26 protein-coding genes and 1 riboswitch are annotated in these 26066 nt (G+C 40.1%); of the genes, 16 read left to right on the top strand and 10 right to left on the bottom strand.

Going from position 1 to position 26066, the window contains the following annotated elements; genetic code table 11:
- Window positions 1-92: 92 nt before the first annotated feature.
- Window positions 93-407, bottom strand: coding sequence for a DUF948 domain-containing protein (locus BK139_RS20615; RefSeq protein WP_048009322.1), 315 nt, complete (start codon window positions 405-407; stop codon window positions 93-95).
- Window positions 408-599: 192 nt separating this feature from the next.
- Window positions 600-701: riboswitch (purine riboswitch) on the top strand.
- A 90-nt stretch (window positions 702-791) separates the two neighbouring features.
- On the opposite strand from BK139_RS20615, the gene BK139_RS20610 reads away from it, so the two are divergent.
- Together BK139_RS20610 and BK139_RS20605 are read left to right on the top strand one after the other, a co-directional pair.
- The gene (locus tag BK139_RS20610; protein ID WP_076262525.1) at window positions 792-2087 is read left to right on the top strand and encodes an NCS2 family permease; all 1296 of its coding nucleotides are present in this window, start codon (window positions 792-794) and stop codon (window positions 2085-2087) included.
- A 216-nt stretch (window positions 2088-2303) separates the two neighbouring features.
- A complete protein-coding gene (locus tag BK139_RS20605; RefSeq protein WP_076262522.1) occupies window positions 2304-3221 on the top strand; it encodes a cation diffusion facilitator family transporter in 918 nt (305 codons plus the stop codon).
- A 62-nt stretch (window positions 3222-3283) separates the two neighbouring features.
- Here BK139_RS20605 and BK139_RS20600 read toward each other — a convergent pair whose 3' ends face one another.
- Both BK139_RS20600 and BK139_RS20595 read right to left on the bottom strand, forming a co-directional pair.
- Entirely contained in the window at window positions 3284-3601 is a 318-nt protein-coding gene (locus BK139_RS20600) for an ArsR/SmtB family transcription factor (RefSeq protein ID WP_035326772.1), read from the bottom strand.
- An 83-nt stretch (window positions 3602-3684) separates the two neighbouring features.
- Complete coding sequence (locus BK139_RS20595) at window positions 3685-4323, bottom strand: hypothetical protein (RefSeq protein ID WP_076262520.1); 639 nt, start codon at window positions 4321-4323, stop codon at window positions 3685-3687.
- A 183-nt stretch (window positions 4324-4506) separates the two neighbouring features.
- On the opposite strand from BK139_RS20595, the gene BK139_RS20590 reads away from it, so the two are divergent.
- Window positions 4507-5205: a response regulator transcription factor gene (locus tag BK139_RS20590; protein ID WP_076262533.1), complete on the top strand. Its 699-nt coding sequence runs from the start codon at window positions 4507-4509 to the stop codon at window positions 5203-5205.
- Window positions 5195-6604 (top strand): sensor histidine kinase, encoded by a 1410-nt coding sequence (locus BK139_RS20585; protein WP_076262530.1) that lies wholly within the window; start codon window positions 5195-5197, stop codon window positions 6602-6604. Before BK139_RS20590 ends, BK139_RS20585 begins: the two co-directional genes overlap by 11 nt.
- 46 nt (window positions 6605-6650) lie before the next feature.
- Here BK139_RS20585 and BK139_RS20580 read toward each other — a convergent pair whose 3' ends face one another.
- The 5 genes from BK139_RS20580 to BK139_RS20560 all read right to left on the bottom strand — a co-directional run bounded on the left by BK139_RS20580 (window position 6651) and on the right by BK139_RS20560 (window position 12055).
- Window positions 6651-8006, bottom strand: coding sequence for a hemolysin family protein (locus tag BK139_RS20580; RefSeq protein ID WP_076262518.1), 1356 nt, complete (start codon window positions 8004-8006; stop codon window positions 6651-6653).
- Window positions 8007-8070: 64 nt separating this feature from the next.
- The gene (locus tag BK139_RS20575; protein WP_076262515.1) at window positions 8071-8472 is read right to left on the bottom strand and encodes a MerR family transcriptional regulator; all 402 of its coding nucleotides are present in this window, start codon (window positions 8470-8472) and stop codon (window positions 8071-8073) included.
- A 297-nt stretch (window positions 8473-8769) separates the two neighbouring features.
- Window positions 8770-10062 carry a hemolysin family protein gene (locus BK139_RS20570; protein WP_076262513.1) on the bottom strand — a complete coding sequence of 431 codons (1293 nt, stop codon included), beginning with the start codon at window positions 10060-10062 and terminating at the stop codon, window positions 8770-8772.
- A 206-nt stretch (window positions 10063-10268) separates the two neighbouring features.
- The gene (locus BK139_RS20565; protein ID WP_076262511.1) at window positions 10269-10811 is read right to left on the bottom strand and encodes a GNAT family N-acetyltransferase; all 543 of its coding nucleotides are present in this window, start codon (window positions 10809-10811) and stop codon (window positions 10269-10271) included.
- A gap of 104 nt (window positions 10812-10915) precedes the next feature.
- Complete coding sequence (locus BK139_RS20560; RefSeq protein ID WP_076262509.1) at window positions 10916-12055, bottom strand: histidine kinase N-terminal domain-containing protein; 1140 nt, start codon at window positions 12053-12055, stop codon at window positions 10916-10918.
- A gap of 269 nt (window positions 12056-12324) precedes the next feature.
- Between BK139_RS20560 and BK139_RS20555 the strand changes: the two genes are divergently transcribed.
- Window positions 12325-12795 carry a helix-turn-helix transcriptional regulator gene (locus tag BK139_RS20555; protein WP_076262506.1) on the top strand — a complete coding sequence of 157 codons (471 nt, stop codon included), beginning with the start codon at window positions 12325-12327 and terminating at the stop codon, window positions 12793-12795.
- 46 nt (window positions 12796-12841) lie between these two features.
- Here the strand turns inward: BK139_RS20555 and BK139_RS20550 are convergent, their stop codons facing one another.
- A complete protein-coding gene (locus BK139_RS20550; protein ID WP_076262504.1) occupies window positions 12842-13378 on the bottom strand; it encodes a universal stress protein in 537 nt (178 codons plus the stop codon).
- Between the two features lie 319 nt (window positions 13379-13697).
- Between BK139_RS20550 and BK139_RS20545 the strand changes: the two genes are divergently transcribed.
- On the top strand, window positions 13698-15788 hold the full coding sequence (locus BK139_RS20545; RefSeq protein WP_076262502.1) for a transglycosylase domain-containing protein: 2091 nt from the start codon (window positions 13698-13700) through the stop codon (window positions 15786-15788).
- A gap of 56 nt (window positions 15789-15844) precedes the next feature.
- Window positions 15845-16591, top strand: coding sequence for a class I SAM-dependent methyltransferase (locus tag BK139_RS20540; RefSeq protein WP_076262500.1), 747 nt, complete (start codon window positions 15845-15847; stop codon window positions 16589-16591).
- 144 nt (window positions 16592-16735) lie between these two features.
- On the opposite strand, the gene BK139_RS20535 is transcribed toward BK139_RS20540, so the two are convergent.
- A complete protein-coding gene (locus tag BK139_RS20535; protein WP_076262498.1) occupies window positions 16736-17059 on the bottom strand; it encodes an HPr family phosphocarrier protein in 324 nt (107 codons plus the stop codon).
- A gap of 257 nt (window positions 17060-17316) precedes the next feature.
- Here BK139_RS20535 and BK139_RS20530 point away from each other — a divergent pair, with 257 nt between their 5' ends.
- The 9 genes from BK139_RS20530 to BK139_RS20490 all read left to right on the top strand — a co-directional run bounded on the left by BK139_RS20530 (window position 17317) and on the right by BK139_RS20490 (window position 25884).
- Entirely contained in the window at window positions 17317-18603 is a 1287-nt protein-coding gene (locus tag BK139_RS20530) for an MFS transporter (protein WP_083675419.1), read from the top strand.
- Between the two features lie 95 nt (window positions 18604-18698).
- Window positions 18699-19316 (top strand): RNA polymerase sigma factor SigY, encoded by a 618-nt coding sequence (sigY, locus tag BK139_RS20525; protein ID WP_440231570.1) that lies wholly within the window; start codon window positions 18699-18701, stop codon window positions 19314-19316.
- Window positions 19270-19620 carry a YxlC family protein gene (locus tag BK139_RS20520; protein WP_076262493.1) on the top strand — a complete coding sequence of 117 codons (351 nt, stop codon included), beginning with the start codon at window positions 19270-19272 and terminating at the stop codon, window positions 19618-19620. Before sigY ends, BK139_RS20520 begins: the two co-directional genes overlap by 47 nt.
- A complete protein-coding gene (locus BK139_RS20515; RefSeq protein ID WP_048011862.1) occupies window positions 19617-19817 on the top strand; it encodes a hypothetical protein in 201 nt (66 codons plus the stop codon). The genes BK139_RS20520 and BK139_RS20515 overlap by 4 nt, the downstream gene beginning before the upstream one ends.
- A gap of 15 nt (window positions 19818-19832) precedes the next feature.
- The gene (locus BK139_RS20510; protein WP_061792357.1) at window positions 19833-20036 is read left to right on the top strand and encodes a hypothetical protein; all 204 of its coding nucleotides are present in this window, start codon (window positions 19833-19835) and stop codon (window positions 20034-20036) included.
- Window positions 20017-20334, top strand: coding sequence for a YbjQ family protein (locus BK139_RS20505; protein WP_048011864.1), 318 nt, complete (start codon window positions 20017-20019; stop codon window positions 20332-20334). Before BK139_RS20510 ends, BK139_RS20505 begins: the two co-directional genes overlap by 20 nt.
- A gap of 207 nt (window positions 20335-20541) precedes the next feature.
- The gene (locus BK139_RS20500) at window positions 20542-21330 is read left to right on the top strand and encodes an alpha/beta fold hydrolase (RefSeq protein WP_076262491.1); all 789 of its coding nucleotides are present in this window, start codon (window positions 20542-20544) and stop codon (window positions 21328-21330) included.
- A 787-nt stretch (window positions 21331-22117) separates the two neighbouring features.
- Window positions 22118-23875: an ABC transporter ATP-binding protein gene (locus BK139_RS20495; RefSeq protein WP_076262488.1), complete on the top strand. Its 1758-nt coding sequence runs from the start codon at window positions 22118-22120 to the stop codon at window positions 23873-23875.
- The gene (locus tag BK139_RS20490; protein WP_076262485.1) at window positions 23872-25884 is read left to right on the top strand and encodes an ABC transporter ATP-binding protein; all 2013 of its coding nucleotides are present in this window, start codon (window positions 23872-23874) and stop codon (window positions 25882-25884) included. The genes BK139_RS20495 and BK139_RS20490 overlap by 4 nt, the downstream gene beginning before the upstream one ends.
- Window positions 25885-26066: the final 182 nt, after the last annotated feature.

Here is a 26066-nt window from a genome sequence, read left to right as displayed (position 1 = left end):
CGATTGATCGAAGCGCTAGCGGAGATCTTAGCGACACTAGAACGCGACTAACAATCAGTGGGGGATAAGGAAAACCCTCACTGATTGAAGTTTCACTTTATCTGATGGATAAAAGGTATTTTAATGTTCCACCACTTTTTAATTTTTTTTGGTGTTTCTTTAACAGCAGCCACTGTATTATTAAATGTTTGTTTCTTAAAATTGATATCCCTTTGGATTTCTTTCTGGGTTGCTGTCAGTTCGTCAACCCCATTTTTCACTTGATCTGCTTTTAGCTGCATGACAGTGCTTATTGCTGTCAGCTTCTTAATTGCGGGTTTGGCATCCTTGTACGTTTTAAAAGCATAGATGCCCAGAAAAATCAGAGATGCTGCTATAAGAATCAAGCTTGCATAAACAATGAACATTACGACCTGCCTCCTCATGCGGGTTTTCTTATTATTTACCCATTAACGCAAAAAATTAACGTTAAATCTTCTTAACCACTTTGATAAAGAGAATTCTCAGAATAAATTAAAGAATTGACGTCCAAATTAGAGTTTGCTAGAATTGGTTTCATTATATCAATATATAATGTTTGGGCAGTACACTAATTGATGTGCTGAGCCTTACATTTTACCTGTATATGTTCAGAGATAGGGTCTGAGCGTTTCTACCGGGCTGCCGTAAATAGCTTGACTACAGGGGATATAGCTTGTTTGAATAGGCATGCTATTTTCTTCTGTTTTTCTTTATGGCAGCTTCGCATCTTGCGGAGCTTTTTTATTTTCCAAAAAAAAGGAGGGAATGGCATGTCATCTTTTTTCCGGTTTCATGAAAGAGAAACATCATACAAACAGGAAACAATTGCAGGTTTAACCACATTTTTATCAATGGCATATATTCTAATTGTAAATCCAATTATCCTTAGCCAGGCCGGAATGGATAAAGGGGCTGTTTTTACTGCTACGGCACTCTCGGCTATTATTGGCTCTTTATTAATTGGCCTGCTGTCCAATTATCCGATTGGGATTGCCCCAAGCATGGGCCTCAATTCTTTCTTCACTTTTTCTGTCTGCATCGGAATGGGTATTCCGTGGCAAACGGCATTAACAGGTGTTTTTATCTCAGGGATCTTATTTGTGATTTTAAGTTTATTAAAAATACGCGAAAAAATTATTAACATTATACCGAAGGATTTAAAGCATGCAATTGCAGGCGGCATCGGATTTTTTATTGCTTTCATAGGATTGAAAAATGCGGGCCTTGTTGTAGGAAATGATGCGACATTTGTGGCGATTGGCGATATCAAATCCCCAGTCACGCTTCTGGCTGTTTTCTGTTTTATATTAACAATCGTTTTAATGGTAAGAGGAGTTAAAGGGGCCATTTTCTATGGTATGGTCATTTCAGCAGCTGCCGGAATGTTAATTGGCATTATTGATAAGCCGGAAAAAATCATCGGGGCCATCCCGAGCCTTGAACCGACATTTGGTGAGGTTTTTCTTCATATCGATCAAGTCTTTACTCCGGAAATGCTGGCAGTAATATTTACTTTCTTATTTGTTGCCTTTTTTGATACAGCCGGAGCCTTAATAGCGATTGCAAGTCAGGCTGGCTTAATGAAAAATAATGAAATTCCTAATGCCGGCAAAGCGCTTTTGGCTGATTCCAGTGCAACTGTAGTAGGTTCTGTGCTTGGAACTTCTACAACTGCTTCCATGATTGAGTCCAGTTCAGGGATTGCAGCTGGAGGCAGAACAGGTTTTACATCAGTAATTATCTCTGCATGCTTCGCGGTTGCATTATTCTTTTCTCCATTGCTCAGTGTGATAACGGCTGAAGTAACATCGCCGGCACTGATCATTGTTGGAGCACTGATGGCCATGGAGGTAAAACATATTGATTGGGGTAAACTGGAAATCGCAATTCCTGCGTTCGTGACCATCTTAATGATGCCATTGACCTTCAGTGTAGCAACAGGGATTGCACTCGGTTTTATTTTATACCCAATTACAATGCTGGCACTTAAAAGGCCACAAGAGATCCATCCCATCATGTATGGACTATGTATTGCATTTATGGGTTATTTTGTTTATCTTGCATAAGGGAAAGGGGCTGCCTGCAGAGTCGGGCAGCCTTTTTGTGATTTCTATAATTACATGGATTTCAATTTTCTGCTGTTTTTTGTTGATTTCGTCAGAAGATGTTTGAGCGTATTTATTTAGTCTAAATTAAATGGGAATAATAAAAATTATTGAACAATAAGCCAAAGTCATACATAATATATATGAGCATATATTCATATAAAAGGGGTGCATTATATGGGACACAGTCATGGGCACGGGCATTCACATGACCACCATCACACTGGCAATAAAAAGGCGTTGATGTGGGCATTTATTTTAATTGCTTCATTTATGATTGTAGAAGTGATTGGCGGTATATGGACTAATAGCCTTGCGCTGCTATCGGACGCCGGGCACATGCTGAGTGATGCAGCTGCGCTTGGCTTGAGTTTTCTGGCGATCAAAATAGGTGAAAAAAAGGCGACGAATTCAAAAACATTTGGCTACAAACGATTTGAAATTATTGCTGCTTCAATAAATGGCATTACACTGCTCCTAATTTCTCTTTATATTTTCTATGAGGCCTATCACCGCATTCTTGAGCCGCCGGCCGTTCAAAGTATGGGAATGCTCGTGATTTCATCGATTGGTCTTCTCGTCAATATTGCAGCAGCATTCATATTAATGAGCGGGGATAAGGATCATAATTTAAATGTCAGAAGTGCTTTTCTGCATGTTCTTGGTGACCTGCTTGGTTCTGTTGGAGCAATTGCCGCTGCACTTTTAATTTATTTCTTCGGGTGGGGCATTGCAGACCCAATAGCAAGTGTAATAGTAGCAGTTCTCATTCTTGTAAGCGGATGGAGAGTGACAAAAGAGTCTTTCCACATTCTAATGGAGGGGACACCTTCCCACCTGAACCCAGAGGATATTAAAAGTGCGCTCCTCGGACTTGCACATGTAAAAGACGTTCATGATCTTCATATTTGGACGATTACTTCCGGTTTTCCTTCTCTTAGCTGCCATCTTGTAATTGAAAATGAGGGCGGACACGATGCAGTCCTTCATGCGGCTCAATCTGTGCTGCATGATGAATATGGGATTGAGCACAGCACGATACAAGTGGAGGGAGAAAGAAAAGGCTGTCCCGGCCATAATGAAAGCTGCAATTAATAAGGCCCTTAGGACAGCTTATTCTTCTGCGTTCCTTTGTGGGCAAGGCTCTTCCGCTTTTCTTATGAATGCTGGCTATGTTCAATTGCCTGGTTCAATAAACTTATAACATGTTCATCATCATGGCTGTAGAAGAGAGTAGTTCCTTCACGGCGGAATTTTACCAGACGCAGGTTTTTCAAAAAGCGAAGCTGGTGAGAAACGGTAGACTGGAGCAGGGATAGATTTTCGGCAATTTCATTTACAGAATACTCTCCATGAAATAATAAGTGAAGAATTCTAAGCCTTGTTGGATCTGATAAAGCTTTAAAAGTCTGGGACACCATGAATAAAGTTTCTTCATCCAGGTCGGCTGGGTACACCGGGTTTTCATCTGTCATTTTGTTTCACCTCTCCCTCTCATTATAAGTCTGTTTTATATAAAACGAAACCGCAGAGATGTTCACTCTGCGGTTCTGCCTTATTATTTTGCCTTTCTGATTTCCTTGTGAATTTCATCAACCAGTTTTTTCATTTCAGCATGGATTTGTTCTTTATCAACATTTAATTCTTTTTTAATCTCTGGTAATGATTTTCCTTGTTCCCTCAATTGGATTATTTCACCCAAATCCTTATTTGCCGCCTTTGCAATGGCTGCACCCGAAACAAGGAAACGTAGCGGAACTCCTTTGTCAAGATACCCATGCAGCACTTGAGTCGAATTGCCGGAGTACTCGGAGACCTTTTGCAGAACAACCCCCTTGTTCGCTTCAAGGAACTTATCCATGTGATGATGGTGCTTCTTTATTTTTTCTAAATCCACTCCATACTGCTGAGCTGTTTTTTCCCAGGAGGAGTTATTTTTTTTATAAAAAGTCAATACCTCTGTAACCTGTTTATCTGAAAACTTCGCAATGTGGGCAGCTATGAAGATTTCTCTTTTCGTGAATCCTTGCTCCTGAAGGGATTTCATTAGGGATTCATCGATCATTCTGTGATGGTGTTCATGTTTTTGCTCCTGTGCCGGTGACTTTCCCCTTGGCGCAGATTCAGCATTAACCGAAATTGCGGCACCTATTAAAATAAAGCAAAAAGATACTAATAAAAGAAATTTTTTATTCATCTTATACTGCACTCCTTTCAAAATGATAAGTCGTAATTAGCATTTCCCAAGATATAGCTAAACAATAAATAAGTTGGCTGACTTTTTATAAAAAAACATTAAGGTCAGAGATATTCATTGAAAAAAAACACTCATATCGATTACATTAAGAATAAAAGACTGTTCATGGGCGGTGAAGGGAAATTGAAAATACTTGTTGTGGAAGATAATGAAAGTGTCTGTTCAATGCTGGAGATGTTCTTTATGAAAGAAGGGTATCAGGGTGTGTTTGTTCACGATGGCCAGCGGGGGTTTGAGCATTTTAATAAAGAAAAATGGGACTTAATTATCGTTGACTGGATGCTTCCAGTCATGGATGGAGTGACGCTCTGCCGGAAAATAAGAGAACTGAGCAAAGTTCCGATTATTATGCTGACAGCTAAAGACAGCGAATCCGATCAGGTTCTGGGTCTTGAAATGGGTGCCGATGATTATGTGACCAAGCCATTCAGCCCATTGACGCTGATGGCCAGGATTAAAGCCGTGACACGCAGATTCCAGGCTGAAGCAGGAACAGATGAACATCACTATGTTGCCAGTGAATATTTCAAAATCAGCAAAGAATCCAGAGAGGCATATTATAATGGACAGCTTTTAAAGAATTTGACCCCAAAAGAATTTGACTTGCTGTATTATCTTGTAAAACATCCCAAACAGGTTTTTACAAGAGAGCAGCTGCTTGATAGTGTATGGGGCTATCAGTTTTATGGAGATGAAAGAACGGTAGATGTACATATAAAAAGGCTACGGAAAAAAATAGGCACGGATGAGCAGCCCTTTATTCATACTGTTTGGGGTGTAGGTTATAAATTCGATGAAACGGCAGCGGAAAATGAAGGTTAAGTATTTTTATCAGCTGCTGATCAGTCATGTCAGCATCCTAATATTGGCATTCCTGTTATTAAGCCTTCTATTCTCACAGTTTGTGGAGAATTATATTTTTGAAAATAAAGTGGAAGAGCTCGATTCCTATGGAGAGCAGATCCTGACAGACATAACAGTCAGGATAGAGGGGGATGAACAATTTCTAACAGAATACAGCCAGCTGCTCGATGCCAGAAACATCAAATACATCCTCTTTGATCATAAAGGGAGGGTCTTGTACCCTGAACTTAAATCAGATCCGATGATTCAGCTGACCAAATCCGAGTGGGCTGAAATTTCGAAAGGAAATAAAGTGACTGTAAAGCATGATATAAAACGCTTCGGCCAGGAGGTAACATTGGTTGCCCTGCCATATATGCAAGGGGGCAGTCTTGTTGGCGGAGTTTTACTTCTGTCTCCTATAACAGGGGCTATGGAGGTTGTCAGCCAATTAAATCGATTTTTATTATATACCATTTTTATTTCTCTCTCTGCAACCATCCTTTTAAGTCTGGTTCTCTCTAAAAATCTGATTAAGAGGATAACGGAGCTTAGAAATGCTGCCTCTATGATTTCATCCGGGAACTATGATATCAATGTTCCTTATACCTATATGGACGAAATTGGTGAACTGGCTAAAGACTTTAATGATATGGCAGCAAGGCTCAGAGAATCAAATGAAGAAATTAAAAGACTGGAAAATAGAAGAAGGAAATTCATTGCTGATGTCTCGCACGAGCTTCGGACTCCTTTGACCACTATCAGCGGTTTGGCTGAAGGCATTAAGGGAGGTCTGATTCCAGAGGCGGATACAGAAAAAGGGATGATCCTGATAGACAGGGAAGCGAAGAGGCTTATCCGGCTGGTGAATGAAAATCTGGATTATGAGAAGATCCGATCCAATCAGCTTCAGCTGAATAAAATGGATATTGATCTCATGGAAGCCTTTGAAATTGTTAAGGAACAGCTGGAAATTCAGGCAGAGGAAAAAGGTAACAGGATTTATATAGAGGCTGAAGAAGGGGTTTCGGTATATGCGGATTATGACCGGCTAATTCAGATCCTGGTGAATATTGTAAAAAATAGCATTCAATTCACGGAGCAGGGCTCCATATTTTTAAGGGGCAAAGAAGATCCCGATCAGACATTGATCGTAATAGAAGACACAGGTATGGGCATCGACCCGAAAGAAATTGAGTCGATCTGGCTGCGTTTTTATAAAGCGGATTTATCCAGGACCAATCATTCATTTGGTGAATTTGGCATTGGTCTTTCCATTGTCAAACAGCTTGTTCAGCTGCACAGCGGAGAAATTGCTGTAAGCAGTGAAAAAGGGGCAGGGACCCAATTTACGATTAAATTTCCGAGGGAGCAATAAGGCTAAAGAAAAGGAACAGCACTCCAGGAGGCTGTTCCTTTGGTTATTATGACAATACTTGTGATTCAGTAAAGGGCAGTTCTTTTGCAGGTGCCGGCTCTTCTGTTTCAGGTACTGCTGTTACTTCAAGATACTTAATATGGTGCTCTTCCATATCCAGAATTTTAAATCGATATTTTTCGTGCTCGATTATGTCGCCTTGTTGGGCTTCGTAATTCTCAGTCAATATCCATCCGCCAATGGTGTCAACATCTTCATCATTAATATCGGTACCCAGCAAGTCGTTGACTTCGCTGACAAGAACTTTTGAATCAATGATATATTGGCCTTCTTGCGTCTTTCTGACCATCGGTACTTCATCCATGTCGAACTCATCACGGATCTCGCCAACAATCTCTTCAATGATATCCTCAACAGTCACTAACCCCGAGGTACCGCCGTATTCATCCATTAAGATGGCCATGTGGATGCGGTCTTTTTGCATTTTAAGCAGCAGCTCATGGATAGGTATGCTGTCAATGACCCGGATAATGGGACGAATGTATGATTCAAGCGTGCTTGATGATAATTCCCGGTTCATAATGAGATCTGTCATGACTTCTTTAATATTGACCATGCCAATGATATGATCCTTATCTCCATCTATAATGGGATATCGAGTAAATTTCTCTTCCTGAACGATTTGCAGAAAGTCTTCAAGTGTATCATCTTTTGAGAGAGAAACTATTTCAGTACGCGGAACCATGATTTCTTTCGCAATCCGATTATCAAACTCAAAGATTTTATTTACATACTTAAACTCAGATTGGTTAATTTCGCCGCTTTCATAGCTTTCTGATAAAATAATGCGAAGTTCTTCTTCAGAATGTGCTAATTCGTGTTCAGAAGCAGGCTTTAATCCAAACATGCTGGTCAATAGGCGGGCAGAACCATTCAACGCCCAAATGATTGGATACATAACCCGGTAAAACCAGATTAAAGGACGTGTTGTTAAAAGTGTTACCGCTTCTGCTTTTTGTATCGCCAAAGTCTTTGGAGCCAATTCTCCCACAACTACATGCAGGAAGGTGATAAAAGCAAAAGCAATGCTGAATGAGATAACATGTGAAATGGATGACGGCAGACCGAAACTATTTATCACCGGACGCAGCAGGTGTTCAATTGTCGGCTCACCCAGCCAGCCAAGACCGAGTGCTGTAATGGTAATTCCCAGCTGACAGGCTGAAAGGTATTCATCCAAATTCGAAATCACTTTCTTCGCAGCAATTGCATTTTTATTGCCTTCTTCAATTAGCTGATCAATTCTGGAACTTCGTATTTTAACAATGGCAAATTCCGAAGTAACGAAAAAAGCCGTTAAAGCAATTAAAATGGCTATAAAAACCAAGTTTAATATGTCCAAATAAGTTCCCCTTATCCCGCCTGAACGGGCAGGGTGTCACCTCCTGATTTTGTGAAAAATGGGATTAGCTTGTTAAGCCGGAAAGGGAACGGAGCAAAGCAGTACTCTCGGCAGTCAGCCTACTGGAGAAGCCATCTTTCTGCTCCTCATTCATTGTATTGATGAGCGGCATGAGGACAGCTATTTCCTGCTGCAGCTGTTTCATCTGTAATGTGACTGCATTGATATGCTTTTCAACTTCCCCTGTCTGAATTTCCCTTTTCGTTTTCATTTCTAGTTTTCTCTTAATCTCTTCAAGCGGAAGATGCAGTATTTTGCATTCATCGATAAATCTTAGATCAGACAAAACTTCTTCTGAATATATGCGATAATTTGATTTTGAGCGTTTCGCTTTTATTAGGCCAATGCTAGTGTAGTAGTCAATGGTTCTTTTGGAAACGTTAGCAATATTGGCTAATTCGCCGATACGATAGTAAGCCCCATCATATCACCTCTGTTTTGAATACTTATATCTCCATAATAATGCTTTACAACAAGAGATATAGTTAGAATCAATTATACGTTAGCGGAAACCATACAGTCAAACGTAGCAGTTTTTGAAAAAAGGATTACATTTATTTTATGAAATTATTCCTTAAATATGAAGTAAAAAGATTCGGAAAAATTAAATTTTTTATTGAGTTTGAAAAAGGTGGAACTTAAGCAGTCCGCGGTCAGCAAAAACCGGGAGCAAAAGTGTGCTCCCGGTTTAAAAAAATGCAGATTATATTTTCACAACTTCAATATAAGAAATATGGTGTCCATCCATTTCTTTAATCATAAATCTGTATCCTTCCTGCTCAACAAAGTCTCCCTGAGCAGCATCATATTTCTGCGTCATAATCCATCCGCCGATAGTGTCCACATCATCATCAGATAATGTTGTTCCCAGGAGATCATTTGCTTCTGAAATCAGCAGTTTCGCATCAAGGATATAATGGTTTTCTCCTGTCTTTTGAACAAGCGGAAGCTCATCGGCATCAAATTCGTCCCGGATTTCACCTACGATTTCTTCCAGGATATCTTCAGCTGTGACCACTCCAGCGGTTCCGCCGTACTCATCAAGAAGAATCGCCATATGTGAACGCTCCTTTTGCATTCTAAGGAGCAAATCGTGAATGGGAATGGTTTCAATCACCCTGATGACAGGTTTAATATATTGCAGTAAGGGGTGTTTGCCTTCACATTTTTTTCTTACACAGTCAGTTAAAATTTCCTTAACATTAATGATTCCGAGAATATTATCCTTATCGCCCGCCGTAACCGGATAGCGGGTATAACGCTCATTTAATATGAGATCGAGAGTTTCTTCCAGTGATGAATCTTCCGGAATGGTAACAATTTCGGTCCGGGGAACCATTATCTCTTTGGCGATTCTATTGTCAAATTCAAATATCCGGTCCACATACTGGTATTCAGAGGGATTAATTTCACCGCTCTTTAAGCTTTCAGATAGAATAATCCGCAGTTCTTCCTCTGAGTGGGCCATTTCACTCTCTGAAACTGGCTTCAGTCCGAATAATCCTGTAACAACTCTGGCTGAACCATTTAAAATCCAGATAAACGGATACATAACCCTGTAAAATAATATTAATGGCTTCGAAAAAGTTAAAGTAATGGCTTCTGCTTTTTGAATCGCAAAGGTCTTTGGCGCAAGCTCTCCAATGACCACATGGAGAAATGTCACAACAGCAAAAGCAATGACAAAGGATAGGAAATGAGTTACGGAAGCCTGCAAGTTAAGACTTTCAAATACCGGATGAAGCAGTCTCTCAATAGTCGGTTCACCGAGCCACCCGAGACCCAGTGCGGTTATTGTAATTCCAAGCTGACAGGCAGATAGATATTCATCCAGACTGCTTATAACTTGTTTTGCAGAACGGGCTTTAGGATTTCCCTCCAGCATAAGCTGGTCAATTCGTGAAGTCCTTACTTTAACAATGGCAAATTCAGATGCAACAAAAAAAGCAGTTAATGCGATTAATAAAAATAATAAGAAAAGGTTAAGGGTGATCATATTATCCCTTACACGAAATGTAAGGGGCCGGCACCTCCTTTATAATAAGTACTTTTCCCTCATTCATGAATTTTACAAATAAACCATGAATAAAGGATTTACTTTAATTGAAATTACCCTTATTTAAGAGATGTAATCAGGAGAAATAATTAATCCAATATTTTTGTATGCAGGGAAAAATAAAAAAGCCTGAGCAGGCTTTTTGTTTAAACATTCCATTCTCTTGACAGAAGTCCATATACGGCAAGATCGTGATATCGATTATAAAGATACTCGCCATCCCGGATGATTCCTTCCTGCCGAAAGCCGAGCCGTTCAGGAATCGCACGGCTTTTTCCATTTTTGATTCCGCAGCGTATTTCGATGCGGTTCAATTTTAAATCAAAAAAAGCATGATTGACCATGGCCTGCACACTTCGTGTCATAATTCCTCTGCCTTCAAAATTTTCGGCAAGGTAGTATCCAATGCTGGTTTGTCTGTTGTTCCAGTCTATATGGTGAAAACCAATAGAGCCTGCAAGTTTTCCCTGATAACGGATTCCGGCATTAAAGCCGTTATTATCGGCAAACTGTTTCAGCCAAATAGGAATGATCGAATGATACTGAACAGGTGAAGCCATATTATCTACCCATGGAAGCCATTCTCTTAAGTGGCTGCGGTTCCGGTCCACCAAGCTGAAAAGCTCTTCTGAATGATGAAGCTGGAACAATTGCAATTCTATATCCTCATCTACCTTTAAAGAAAACAAGTGACAAACCCCCTCCGGCAAACTATAAATATAATAATTTATTGTTTAAATCATAGAAGCATTTTTAGTATGAAAGACGAAAAAGCTGTTCCCAGGATTCAGAGTCAGCTCATATCTTTAGTCAGCTTTTCAGTTGGCAAAGTTATGCTGAAAACGGTCCAGTCTGATTCGGTATCACATGTCAGAGTCCCTTGATGTTTTTCAATTATCTCTCTGCAGACAAATAGACCCAGCCCTGTTCCGAGTGTTTTTGTTGTAACAAATGGCTCGAAAATGGAATTGATAAGATGATCAGGAATTCTTGGCCCATTATTAGAAATATCCAATCTTATGTGCCCATCTGAAGTCCATTTGCTTTTAATATGAATGACAGGGTCGCTGCGGTACTGTGTAAGCACATCAATGGCATTGAAGATAATATTAATGAAGACTTGGCGGATTTCATCCGCATAGCCAACCAAATAGATATCATCTTTTATATCCTGAAGGATCGTAACCTTTCCATCCAGGATACTGGGATATAAGAATATCAGGACTTCATCTATTAATTCATTTAAAGAGAATGTAATTTTTTCTTTTCCGATCAGTTCCTTTTTAGAGAGGAGCAGGAATTGTGAAATTCTAAAATTCAGCTGCTCCAGTTCATTTGAAATGATATCCAAATACTTCATGGAGGGATTTTCGGATTTTAAAAGCTGAATAAACCCTTGTACAGAGGTAAGCGGATTTCTGAACTCATGAATAAAGCTTGAAGTCATTTGGCCCAGAAGAGTTAATCTATCTTTATGGGTGGAATCAATAAATTGTGTTTTTTCCTTAATAATCTGATCTTTGGCATCGGTATATCTGGACACTGCGTGATATAAGAATTTATCGAAGCAATAACCGATTCTTTCGTACTGTCTCTGGAGTTCATGAAAATGTATTTCGGAACGATTAAATATATTGAGGACGATTGTTCTTCCCAAGTTGACATTATAAACAAAGTCTCCAATATTAATATCTGCTTTTACTCGCTGTTCAGCGACAGTGTAGGCCAGTTTTTGAATATAGTTTTCCAGTTCTTTCCCGTCTTTTATTAAGATTTGAATAATTAATTGGAACATGGCATCGCCATTCTCCTTGATTTTATCTTTAAAAGGGTCATCCTTATTTATGAGGATTTTCTCATTCCATTCACTTAAAAGGTTTTCTTTTTCCGTCAGCAGAAGTTGCAATATGGCATTATTTGTTTCAATCGTCATTTTATCCTCCACTTTTTTGCATAATAACAGTTAACCAATAGATTTCGATAGAATCCGGCAAAATCCTCTGTTAAATTAATGGAAAATATCAGCAATTTTACCCTGAGGAATAAGGCCAACTTGTGACTAAAAGCACAGTCATTTTTTTGTGATAATTGGTATAGTTAAAGAAAAAGGCAGTTTTTTATTTGTAAAATGGTTATTATTTCTTTTATAATATAGAGGCAGGTGTAAATTTACACCAACAACAAAAAGGGAATGAAGCTGCATTGACTAGAGATGAAATTATACTGAAAGTTTCAGATAAGATCCGTCTTATACGTACAGAGGCAGGATACACACAGGATAAAATGGCAGAAATTATTGGTGTTTCAAAAAAGACGCTTGTTCAAATTGAGAAAGGGCGGGCAGAGGCAGGCTGGTCGACAGTGGTAGCCGTTTGTGCTTTATTCAGAGAAACGGAAACGGTCCGGTTTTTGTTTGGAAATGAACCATTAGAAGTTCTGGAGACTATTGCCAGAGAAGGAATTGATTACAGGAAGGAAAAGACTCTTGGCGGAAAGCTCTGGTGGAGGGAATTGAAGAGAAGCAACAGTCTGATCCTTCAGCAGAATATCATCAGCCAGCACTACCGGATTATTGATCAGGACCATTTTAGAATTTACAGCAGTTTCGATGAATTGTCTTCTAAAGAACGATTTGAGGAGCTGGCAGCAGAGAATAAAGACCTTCACGAATAATAGCTGTATTCACATAAAAAAGCAGCCACCGGGCTGCTTTTCTATTTTAAGGGATTTGCGGACTTTCCTTATCCTTAGCTATAAGCACGGGGCAAGGCGCATTCCTGGCAACTTTTGTACTGGTGCTGCCCAGGAACATCTTTTTAATTCCGCCCTTGCCTGAGCTTCCCACAATAATTAAGTCTGCGTTTTCAGCCGCTGCATATTCACAAATGCTTTCTGCAGGATTTCCCTCAATAACATCGAACTTCGCATTAATGCTGTAAGGCTCAAGGATTTCCCTTGCATTGAAAAAAGTATTGTCTACGCTATGCTTTACTCTTGCGTGTGTATTGGAAGAGGATTCATCATGATATACCGGAAGAGGAGGGATCTGAATTCCTTCAAGCAGATAGCCATTCGTTCTTACAGGCTCTACCGCTTTTTCGTTGTTTATGTGAATATTTTCAACTGTTTCTTCAAAGACCTGAGCAACCAGCAGCTGAGCATCAGGGTTTTGTTTAACTAATCCGATTGCCATATTCAAAGCCTGTCTGCTTCCGTCTGTATCATCATAGCCCAATACAATTTTATTAAAATTCATCAGTGTTCACTCCTTCTTATAGTAAGGAAACTTATTGGTTCTATACCCTCTGCTGCGAAGAGTAAATCATAAAAATACAGCTTGAAAACAAAATACCCCCATAAAAAATGACCGGGCTCCGTAAATTCTAATGCACATTTTTCAGCATAGTGAAGAGTAACATTGGGAATTTCAGGGTATTTTTTATATGACCTTCAGAAATTTGCATGGAAACAAATACTATATAAAAACATATTCATTGAAGTTATGCTGTTATCGGTGTAATCTGAAGACTTCCGCACAAATGCAAATTAATCATCAGCAAGAATTTGGAGGAAATATGAGAAAGAAAACTTCAGTTATTAAAAAGTTTCAGTCAACTTGGAATAAGCTTCACTTGACACAGGTATCCATATTGCTTGCATCTACTTTGGTCCTGGCTTTCTTAAGCTTCGTCTATTTTTCATATAAGGATGCGGATATCAGTGCACTCGAAGCAGGGCTTGCACAATCCACAGTCATTTATGACGCTGATGGGGAAGTAGCAAGCAAGATCTCAGCAAATAAAAATGAAGGCATTTCCATAGATCAAATTCCTGATCATATGAAAAATGCAGTTATTGCCATTGAAGACCACCGCTTTTATGAACACGGGGGCATCGATTTAAAAGGTATAGGCAGGGCCTTCTTTACAAACGTGAAAGCAGGCGGAATAGTCGAGGGCGGCAGCACGCTTACCCAGCAGCTGACCAAAAATGCACTATTGTCTGCAGAAAAAACATACAAAAGAAAACTGGAAGAGTTTTTCCTGGCCATTGAAATTGAAAAGGAATACAGCAAAGACGAAATACTTCAAATGTATTTAAACCAGGTTTATTTCGGGGAAGGCGCATGGGGGATTAAACGTGCGGCGATGAAGTACTATGGAAAAGATGTTGAGGATCTCTCCATTAGTGAAGCAGCATTGCTGGCAGGGCTGGTTAAAGCCCCATCAGCCATCAACCCTTACCAAAATGAAGAAAAGGCAATTGAGAGAAGGAATACCGTCCTTGACCGTATGAAAGAACACAACTTTATTACTGAAAAGGAATGGGAGAAAGCAAAAAATGAAAAGCTTGTTTTTGAAGACAGCGGCGGTGATCCCTTTAAAGGGAAATACCCATATTATGTAGATGTGGTTCTGGAAGAAGCGATTAATAAATACAATATTTCACTTGATGAGCTTTTAAGTGACGGATATCAAATATATACAGAGCTTGATCAGGATATGCAGAGCAGTGTTGAAGAAACCTACACAAATGATCAATTATTTCCTAAGGGTACTGGAGATCAGCAGGTTCAAAGCGGAGCCATACTTCTGGATCCAAAGAATGGCGGAATCCGTGCCCTAGCAGGCGGAAGAGGTGAACATACCCTTCTTGGACATAACCGTGCCGTTCATAAAGTAGGCCAGCCGGGATCGACCATGAAGCCGATTGTGCCATACACAGCAGCACTGGAGGCGGGTTGGAAGATCACAGATGAACTTAAAGATGAAAGAATGACATTCGGCAAAGATTATGAGCCGAATAACTATAATGGCCAGTTCCGGGGAAATGTGCCAATGTATGAAGCAGTCAAGGACTCTTTAAATGTTCCTGCTGTATGGCTTTTAGATGAGATTGGTGTGGACAAAGGGGTTGATGCGGCAAAGAGGTTTGGCATACCTGAAGAAGCCATCAATCAAAATCTTGCACTTGCTCTTGGGGGCACAAGTGTTGGAGTTTCTCCTCTGACCATGGCGCAGGCATATGCTGTATTTGCAAATGGCGGCGAGAGGCCGGAAGCACATTCCATTACAAAAATAGTTGATAAAGATGGAGTCACAGTCGCAGAGTGGAAAGGTGAGAATACAAGAATCATTTCCAAGGATGTTGCAGATAAAGTGACCACCATGCTTCTAGGGGTAGTTCAGCATGGTACAGGGAAGGCTGCCCAATTACCAGGCAGAGAAGTTGCAGGGAAAACGGGCAGTACACAAATGACCATCGAAGGCATTGACGGAGTTAAGGATCAATGGTTTGTCGGCTACACACCACAGCTGGTCGGTGCTGTGTGGGTAGGCCATGATAAGACAGATGCGAATAATTATCTTACTACCTCCAGCAGTGAAGGTACAGCTCCGATATTCCGGGCAATCATGTCAGAAGCCCTGAAAAATCAGGAAGCAAAGTCATTTAATGTCCCTCATATTGCCGGCTTGATGGAACAGAGGCAAAGGGAGCAGCAAAGGAAAGCATGGGAAGACAACATAAAAAAAGAAACAGAGAAGATAAAAGAAAGAATTGAAGAAGAAAAAGAGAAATGGAAGGAGAAATGGAATAAGGGGAAAGAGAAACACAAGGGAAAAGATAAAGATAAAAAGAAAGATAAAGAAAAGAAGAATGATTAATACATTTTACGAGTACAGTGAAAAGCTGTACTCTTTTTTTTAAGGAGGTCATCTATATGGCAGAACAATTTTATGATGAGTTAGCGGAAGAGTATCACTTAATATTTGAGAATTGGGATCGTTCCATTGCCAGACAGGGCGATGTACTGGATAATCTTTTATCGGCAGAAGGCATAAAAAAAAATTCATCTCTTTTGGATTGTTCTTGCGGAATAGGGACTCAGACATTAGCTCTCACCCAAAAGGGGTACAAAATAACTGCATCAGACATTAGCGGTAAGTCTATCTTAAGGGCAAAAAGAGAAGCAGAACTGAGACAGCTGAACATCCAATTTTATCAGGCAGACATGAGGGCATTATCATCTGTGCACAGTGAATCTTTTCATGCCATTATTTCTATGGATAACGCCTTGCCGCACCTTATCACCGAAAAAGAATGCATCAAGGCACTTAAAGAGGTTTACAGTTTACTCAGCGAGAAAGGCATTTTTCTCTTTTCTATCAGAAATTATGATGAAATTCTTAAAGAGAGGCCAACATCCACCTTGCCAGCAAAAAGGGATCACACCATAACCTTTCAGCTTTGGGATTGGCTTCAGAATTCTGATATATATAATTTGAGGCATTTTACAATGGTGGAAAAGGAGGGAACCTGGTCTGTGTCAGAAAGACTTTCTCAGTATAGGGCCTACAGAAGGGAAGAGTTAAACAATTTTCTGCGCAAAGCTGGTTTTCGGCAGGTCAAATGGCTGCTCCCGGAAGAGTCTGGATTTTATCAGCCAATTGCCATTGTATATAAATAAAAAAAGGCCATTCGGCCTTTTTTAATAGAATAATTTAGAATAACCAGCTGATTAGTGCGCCAATTACCACAATCGCTCCAACTACCATAAAAATTGTACGTATCATCTATTTTCACTCCATTCACTCTGCAATAAAATAGTCAATTATAGCTGAATTGTTTCAGCAGTATTGATTAAGCGTTTTTCTGACATGCGAAGCACCGAAACATGGTTGCTGCACATGTCTTTGATATGCTCCAGATGGTTCTGGACGTCAGTTCCTTCCACAATGATCTTCAGACTCGTTTGCGGTTTCACTGTTAAAAGGAAAGACACTAATTTAGAAAGGTTTGAGGCATCCACCGCTTTGTGTTTGCTGTAGAGATAAGTGGTGCCTTCAAATTGTTTTGACGCCTGGTAAATTTCAAGCATTTTCTTCATTGTGAACTTGTTTTGAACTAATACATTAGTAGAAATAATTTCTTTCATTTTAATAATCTCCTTTAAAAAAGTATTTTATATATTAATCGATTAATGATTTGGTTGTACTATGGAATTACCCCGGTAATCACAACCGTAAACCACCCGGGTTCCCAGTGTGAATAATTACCTTTTAAATTAATAAGTATTAAGGGTTGAGGCGCCATCAGTCTGCAGATGGAGATAAAAACCATCAAAAGCCGCTTTATCAGATGTTAGTCGCAATTTATAGTGGAGATATAAACAGGGAAACTGAGGTAAAAGGGATGAAGAACTTCAAAGGGATTTTTCAAAATGCCAATTATGTGAAATTATTTTTCGCCAACTTTACTTCTCAGATGGGCAGCACGATTGGTTTAACAGCATTTATGTTTTATTTGCTGGATCGTTTTTCGGAACAGCCTTTTTATGCCACATTAACTGAATTGATGTTCTCGGTTCCGACCCTGGCGGTGTTTTTTTTAGTTGGAGTGTTTGCGGATAGGATGGATCGCCAGAAAATAGCTTATCATTGTGATTGGATCAGCGCGTTATTATCGTTTGTGCTTTTACTGACTATTATTATTGGCTGGATGCCTCTGGTATTTACAGTATTGTTCCTGAGGAGTGCCATTCAGAAATTCTTCTTTCCCGCTGAACATGCAATGATTCAAGGCATATTGAAAAGTGAGGATTATACAACTGCTGCAGGCCTTAATCAGGTGGTGATGAGTCTTTTCATGCTGTTCGGAAACGGCCTTGGCATTTTTGCCTACTGGTCAGTGGGAGTATACGGTGCGATTGTGGCTGATGCACTTACCTTTATCATCAGTGCATTATTAATAAAATCCTGCCGTATACCCGAAGAGGTCCGGCTGCCAAATGGCGCACATGGTCTTAAAGACTTGAATATCCCGCTTGTCTTCAAGGATTTTAATCTGGGGATAAAATATATTCTCCAGCACAAATTATTATCTGCCTTGCTTGTCGGCTTTTTCGTTTTCGGAGTGGTAAACGGCGGATTTTCAGTCATGCCTATTTTTATGCTGAAATACAAACTCGAGCCGCAATCCTATGAGGAATACTCAGTTCTGCTCGGAATAACATTTGGAATTGGGGTTCTTATTGGCAGCTTTGTGGCCTCTTTGCTTACTCAAAAATTCAAACTTTATCAGCTGGTCATTACCGGATTGCTGTTATCCGGAAGCTTCATCATTGCTGCTTCTTTTGCAGAGAACACGTTTATTTTCCTATCTTTATTATTTGCTGCAGCTTTTGGACTCCCTTTAGTGAACATCGCAATTGGCGGCTGGATGCCAAGCATTGTTGATCCGAAGATGATGGGAAGAGTACAGGGATGGATAAGTCCGCTGATGATGCTTTCTCAATCCATAACACTCGGATTTATTGCTGTCAGCTTTCCGGGGTTCCTCAAAGTGGAAATGCTTTATTGGATGGTAGGAGGCTGTTTAGCACTTGTCGGTGTATTTTACAGCCTTGTTCTCCCGGGATTAACGAAAAAGTCAGAAAAAACAGGTGAAGCACATTCTTTGGAACAAACTGATGCAGTATAATGTAATAAACGGAAAAAAAGTCCCTATAATAGGGGCTTTTTATGTGTAAAAAAAAATTAAAAAAATAATGAACCTTTTCATCTCTGGAACGTCTTATGAGTGAAATAAACAGTAAACAGCGGGATGATAAGAAGAGAGGAAAGAAGCTGATGGAGGAGAAAGACCTTATAGTAAGTGCCAAACGAGGTGATCAGCTCGCTTTTGCCATGCTTTTTAAAAATAACTATCCCTTTCTGGTTAAATACTTAATCAAAATCACAATGAATCCCGATGCAGCTGAAGAACTTGCTCAGGAAACAATGGCCAAATGTGTTGAAAAGATCGGCCTGTTTAATGGGAAATCGAAATTTTCCTCCTGGCTGATAACCATTGCGACGAATTTGTATATTGATCAGAAGCGAAAGTCGAAAAGAGAGAAGAACTGGAAAACGCAGGAAGAGGTTTTCAGACGCATGAAATGGCATCTTGAAAGCCGAAATGAAGAATGGAATGATGTCTTATCCGCATTGGGAAAACTAAAAGATGAGATAAGGATACCTATTGTTCTTAAACATTATTATGGCTACTCGTATGAGGAAATAGGAAAAATGATGAACATATCTTCAGGCACTGTCAAATCAAGAGTGCACAATGGAATCATGTCTGTAAGAGAGGAGTTGAAGCTTCATGGCGAACAGGAAAGTGCTGCAGCTGGAACAAGATCATCAAGATGAGCAGTTATTGGCTACAGTCAAGGAGATAGAAAACGGATTGGAAACGCTGGAAGAAAACATCCCGGTATATACACCTGATCTGCAATTTTTTGAAAACTTAGTTGCAGAGCAAAAACAGGCAATGAAAAGGAAATTAATCAGGGAGTTAGCTATCTTCACTGTTGCAGCACTCCTCATTGTAACTTCTGTATTATTCATGCTGTATCAGGTTCCATCTGTATTTTTTATTCTGCAGGGAGTTGTCACAGTTTTTATTATGGCCTATAGCACAGTCAGCTTCGTGAAACAGGTGAATGGCACATGAACAGTGAAGAAATATCTCTTCCTCTGCTGATTATTGTGGGAGTCATCTTAATAGCACAGAGCACGTTCCTATTTCTTGATGCAAGAAAGCACGGCCACAATTATTGGCTATGGGGAATTATCGGTTTAATTCAGGCGCCAATGCCGACGCTGTTTTACTTGATTTTCGTCAGAAAGATCTGGCAGAAAAAAGATTAATTGAGGGATGGAAGGATGAAAAAATTAAAACAGATGCTGCTTCTTGCAGCCGGTGGCGGCCAGCTTCTCGGGATTGTCATGCTGTTTATTAATATGAAGGCTGCAATTATGTTTTATATTTTATATGCTTTAATGATCATTGCATTATTTATTGTGCTGATAGCTGAGAGAAAAAGAGAAAAAGAGGAGGAAGAACAAAATGATTATCGTGACTACTGATACGGTATCCGGAAAAGAGATTAAAGAGATTAAAGGGTTTGTAAGGGGGAGTACAGTCCAGACAAAGCATATAGGAAAAGATATTCTGGCAGGATTAAAAACAATTGTAGGCGGAGAAATTGGCGAATATACTGAAATGATGGATGAAGCCAGACAGAAGGCAATTGGCAGAATGGTTGAAGATGCAAAGGCAAAAGGGGCAAACGCAATCATTGGAATGCGGCTGCAAACCTCAGCCGTTATGCAGAATGCTGCAGAAATCATAGCCTATGGGACTGCAGCAATAATTGAAGAATAGCAGGAGAAGAACCAGCTGACATAGTTAGCTGGTTTTTTAATGTCTTTAATAGGGAAAGGATGAATATTTGGCAGAAAATACTTGAAAAGAAACTAATGAATTTTTTGTGATATTATAAGCATTTTTCGCTGAAATCCTTTACAATAGAATGAAACTTCTTAAAAACATAACTAAGAAAATGACACTAGAATGTGGATTGGAGTATATATGCTATATTACCGTACGTATGTGAAAGATGAGTCCCTGCCATGGGTTACCTTTGTTCATGGTGCAGGGGGCAGCTCTGCAATTTGGTATAAACAAATGAGAGAGTACAAAAAGCATTTCAATGTTCTGCTGGTAGATCTGCGGGGACATGGTCAATCAGGAAAGGGCACCTGGGAAGAAGGAGATCATTTTACAGAAGTTTCTCAGGATATAGTGGATGTGCTCGATCATCTTCATATTACAGACTCCCACTTTGTCGGAATTTCGCTGGGGACTATAGTGATCCAGACAATCGCGCAGAATCATCCGGAAAGAGTAGCTTCCATGATTTTGGGCGGTGCCATTACTGAATTGAACTGGCGCACAAGGTTTTTGATAGCCATTGCGAATTTGACTAAGTATATGCTGCCATATATGCTGCTTTATAAGCTTTTTGCATGGATTATTATGCCAAAAAGGAACCATCTTGAATCAAGACATGCCTTTGTAAGGCAGGCAGCAAAAATGTGTCAAAAAGAATTCATCAACTGGCTGTCCTTAACAAAATCGGTTAATCCGTACCTGGGAAAAATCCAATCCAGCATTTCCCACATCCCTACCCTTTTTATTATGGGACAGGAAGACCACTTGTTCATTAAGTCTGTAAAAAGCATTGCCCAAAAAGCTAAAACAGCTACAGTCAAAATCATCACAGATGCAGGACATGTATGCAACATCGACAAACCTGATGCCTTTAACAGGATTACCATTGACTTCATCAACAGGCAAAAAAGAAGGTTGGCTTCATAAAGGATCCCGGCGGATCCTTTTTTTAAATGCTGTTTTACAAGGTTTATTGATTTTTGTATTTTATTTACTGAGTTGATTGGAGCGGAAGGTGCGAGACTCCAGCGAGAGTAGCGGGACAGGTGAGACCCCGCAGACGTGTAGCGTCGAGGAGGCTCACCGCCCGCCACGCGGAAAGCGAGCAGCCTGGAGCGGAAATCAACGGACAACATTGATAGAGGAAAAACAGCACTTCATACGAAAAGAGCCTTTATAATAAATAACAGAAAATTTCTAAAAGTAGGTAAAAAGCTGATTGACTTTTAGTTTAAGCGGTGATAATCTTACCAATATGGAAAAAAATGAAAAGGAGGGCTACAAAATGATCTTAATTCATCATCATCAAACAACAACACAAAAATTAAAATTTGTAACCTCTCCTTTAGAAGATATAAAAATGTAAACAGGATTTTCCTGCACATTTATTTTGATGGAGCACAGGTTACATTTCGTAACGTGGGCTCTTTTGTCTCTTAAGACATATCGCATGCCGCGGTATGTCTTTTTCTCGTTTAATTATCAAATATCATCATTAGGAAATACAGGTATTGCCTGTTTCCATATATTTTAATAGCGGCTGTTGTCGGCAGCCATAAAAAAGGGAGGAAAATTTTATGAATGCAGTAAGAATGAAAAGAAAAACAATTTTGCCGGAGGATCTGGATGGAGGCTAGTTATGTATTTGCTGATGGTTTTTGTATGAAAGCTCTCTTTAGAAACGTGAGCTTCATACCGGAAAGGGGAGAGATCGTTGTTTTCGATTTTAGGAAAATTAAGCTGGTTTTTTAAAGAAAACTGGAAAAGGTATACAATTGCCATTACTCTGCTGATCATTGTCGGAATCCTTGATGTTATGCCTCCAAGGCTTGTTGGAATGGCAATTGATGATATACATCTTGGTCAAATGAGCAGTGCTAAAATAATGGAGTACCTTGGTTTATTGGGAATCATCACAATTGTGTCCTATGCAATCACTTATATCTGGATGTACCAGCTCTTTGGAGGGGCATTCCTGGTAGAAAGAAAATTGCGTTCACAATTTATGGGTCACCTATTGAAAATGACTCCTACATTTTTTGAGAAAAACCGGACCGGTGATTTAATGGCCAGGGCAACAAATGATTTAAAAGCTATTTCGGTAACGGCCGGTTTCGGAATATTAACACTGGTGGATTCCAGCGTCTTCATGTTGACAATATTGTTTACGATGGGATTTCTGGTTAGCTGGAAACTAACCTTTGCAGCAATATTGCCTTTGCCTATCATGGCCTATCTGATAAAAATTTACGGCAAGAAGATTCATACGCGGTTTATGAGCGCACAGGATGCCTTCGGTGAACTAAATGACCGGGTTCTTGAATCAGTTTCGGGAGTTCGGGTGGTGCGCGCTTATGTTCAGGAAAGAGCGGATCAGCAGCGTTTCCATGAACTCACTGAAGATGTTTACAGCAAAAATATTGAAGTGGCCAAAATTGATTCACTATTTGAGCCGACGATAAAGGTGATTGTGGGCTTAAGCTATCTTATAGGGCTAGGATACGGTGCTTATCTTGTTTTCCACCAAACCATCACCCTGGGCCAGCTCGTGTCCTTTAATGTGTATTTAGGCATGCTGATTTGGCCAATGTTTGCTATTGGAGAATTAATTAATGTCATGCAAAGGGGGAATGCATCCCTTGACCGGGTACAGGAAACCTTGTCCGCTAAGCAGGATATTGTGAATCCTGAAAACCCTTCTATCGTTGACATACCTGAAAATGTTATCTTCAAGGATGTTCATTTCCAATATCCTTCCTCAAAAACGGCTAATCTCACAGGGATTAAGCTGCATATTGAACGCGGGGAAACACTGGGCATTGTAGGGAAAACAGGAAGCGGAAAGACCACTTTTATAAAGCAGCTATTAAGAGAATATCCGACAGGCACAGGGAAGCTTGCGATTGCCGATGTTCCGATTGAAGAACAGGAGCTTGAAAGAACAAGGGGATGGATCGGTTATGTTCCACAGGATCATGTTCTTTTCTCTAGGACAGTTAGAGAAAACATCCTTTTTGGAAAAGAGGAAGCAACTGAAGAGGATATGCAAAAAGCGATTGATTTGGCAGCTTTCCGAAAAGACCTTGAGCTTCTGCCGGAAGGACTTGAAACAATGGTCGGTGAAAAAGGAGTGGCCTTATCAGGAGGGCAAAAACAGCGTATTTCGATTGCACGTGCCCTTGTGAAGAATCCGGAAATTCTGATCCTTGATGACTCTCTTTCAGCCGTTGATGCTAAAACAGAGAAGAAAATTATTGATAATATCCGGACTGAGCGCAAAGGGAAAACGACAATCATTACGACACACAGAATGTCAGCAGTCCAGCACGCCGATCATATTATTGTGCTTGATGAAGGCATGATAGCAGAAGATGGCACTCATGAGGACTTAATGGCTATGGATGGATGGTACAAGGAACAATTTTTGAGGCAGCAGACTCAAGCATCTGCTGAAGAGGAGGTGCTTTCATGACCACAGGAAAGCGGTTATTCCAGTATGCACTTCATTATAAAAAAACGATTATTGCGGCATTGCTGATGCTTACAGTCGCTGTAGCAGCAGATCTGGCAGGGCCATTCATCGCGAAGAAGATGATTGATGACCATATCCTTGGCATAGAATCTGTCTGGTATCAGACAGAAGGCGGAAAAGATGCTGTGGAGTATGATGGCCAGTTTTATAAAAAGGAGCAAAACCTTGATCAGGGTGAGCGGAAAATTGATCAGGCCCGCATCCTGCAGGCTGGAAGCCAATTCGTCTTTATCAGTGGTGACATTGCTTTTGATGGAGAGCGAACCTTCAAAGAGGGCATACTCTTTATTGAAAAAAGCGGCCAAACCGAAACTTATGCAGGGAAGGCATTGACTGGTGAAGAATTAATGCTATTCTACTCACCCGAGATTCCTAAGATTGTTCAGCTTTTGGCCTTTTACTTTGGATTACTGGTTATCGCTGCATTTTTTCAGTACGGCCAGCGTTTCTTTCTGCAAAAGTCAGCAAATAGGATTATCCAGCAAATGAGAGAGGATGTCTTCGGGCAGATACAAAGGCTGCCAATCAGTTATTTTGATAATCTTCCGGCAGGCAAGGTGGTTGCTCGTATAACCAATGATACCGAAGCCATCCGTGAGCTTTATGTGACTGTATTGGCAACCTTTTTTACAAGTGCCATATATATTTCAGGTATTTATATCGCTTTGTTTATTTTAAATGCCAAGCTTGCTGCCATATGTTTAATCCTGCTCCCGATTTTATATGTATGGGCGATTGTGTACCGTAAGTATGCATCAAAGTACAATCACGTTATCCGTTCCAGGGTGAGTGATATCAATGGCATGGTGAACGAATCGATACAGGGAATGAACATTATTCAGGCGTTTGGCCGTGAAAAAGATACACAGAAGGATTTTGAAAAGCTGAATACAGAGCATTTTACCTTTCAAAATAAACTTTTGAGCCTGAATTCTCTTACATCTCATAATCTAGTTGGCGTGCTGAGAAATGTGGTTTTTGTTGCATTTATCTGGTACTTCGGAGGAGAGTCGCTCAATGCGGCAGCTGTCATTTCACTTGGGATGCTATATGCTTTTGTGGACTATATTAACCGCCTGTTTCAGCCTGTGCAGGGCATTGTCAACCAACTGGCCAATCTCGAACAGGCATTGGTTGCCGGTGAACGAGTCTTCAAACTGCTTGATGAAGAAGGCATTGATATCAGTGATAATAAAATATCCCGCTATAAAGGGAATGTCACTTTTGATCATGTGCACTTCGGCTATAAGGAGAAGGAATATGTGCTGAAGGATCTTAATTTTGAAGCAAAGCACGGAGAGACAGTTGCGCTGGTTGGCCATACCGGCTCAGGGAAAAGTTCGATCATGAATCTTCTTTTCCGTTTTTATGATTGCCAGGAAGGGAAAATTATGATTGATGGCATTGATATAAAACAGATTCCAAGGCAGGAGCTCAGAAAGCATATGGGAATCGTCCTTCAGGATCCATTTTTGTTCACCGGAACGATTGCTTCCAATGTCAGCCTTGATGATCCTAAAATACCGCGGGAGAAAGTGGAAAAAGCCCTGAAGGATGTCGGAGCAGATAAGATATTTCAGCATCTTGAAAAAGGCTTTGATGAGCCGGTTATTGAGAAGGGGAGCACGCTCTCCAGCGGGCAGAGGCAGCTCATTTCGTTTGCTCGTGCCCTTGCTTTTGATCCGGCCATTCTGATCCTGGACGAAGCAACATCAAGCATAGACACTGAAACAGAATTAATTATCCAGGAAGCCATGGACGTCCTGAAAAAAGGAAGAACCACCTTTATCATCGCCCATCGGCTTTCGACAATCCGAAATGCTGATCAAATCCTCGTTCTGGATAGGGGCAGGATCGTTGAAAAAGGTACCCATGATGAGTTAATGGAGCAAAAGGGCAAATATTATCAGATGTATCAGCTCCAGCAGGGTTCAACACTTGCAGGATAGGGGAAAGCGCCAGCTGGCGCTTTCTTATTAAATATGGTTTTATTCTAGAAGGGACTTTGTTCAAAAAAAATTCATACTTCAGACACAGAATAGTACTGGTATAAAGAATTTGTAATCCTGTATACATGATAATCTTATGTTATCACACATATCTGGAGGAGATTATAATGGAGGAATTTTCT

Source organism: Paenibacillus sp. FSL R5-0490 (assembly GCF_001956215.1).
GTDB lineage: Bacteria > Bacillota > Bacilli > Bacillales > Cytobacillaceae > Cytobacillus.
Note: the sequence above shows the minus strand (reverse complement) of the source record. Positions and strands in the feature narration are given on the sequence as shown.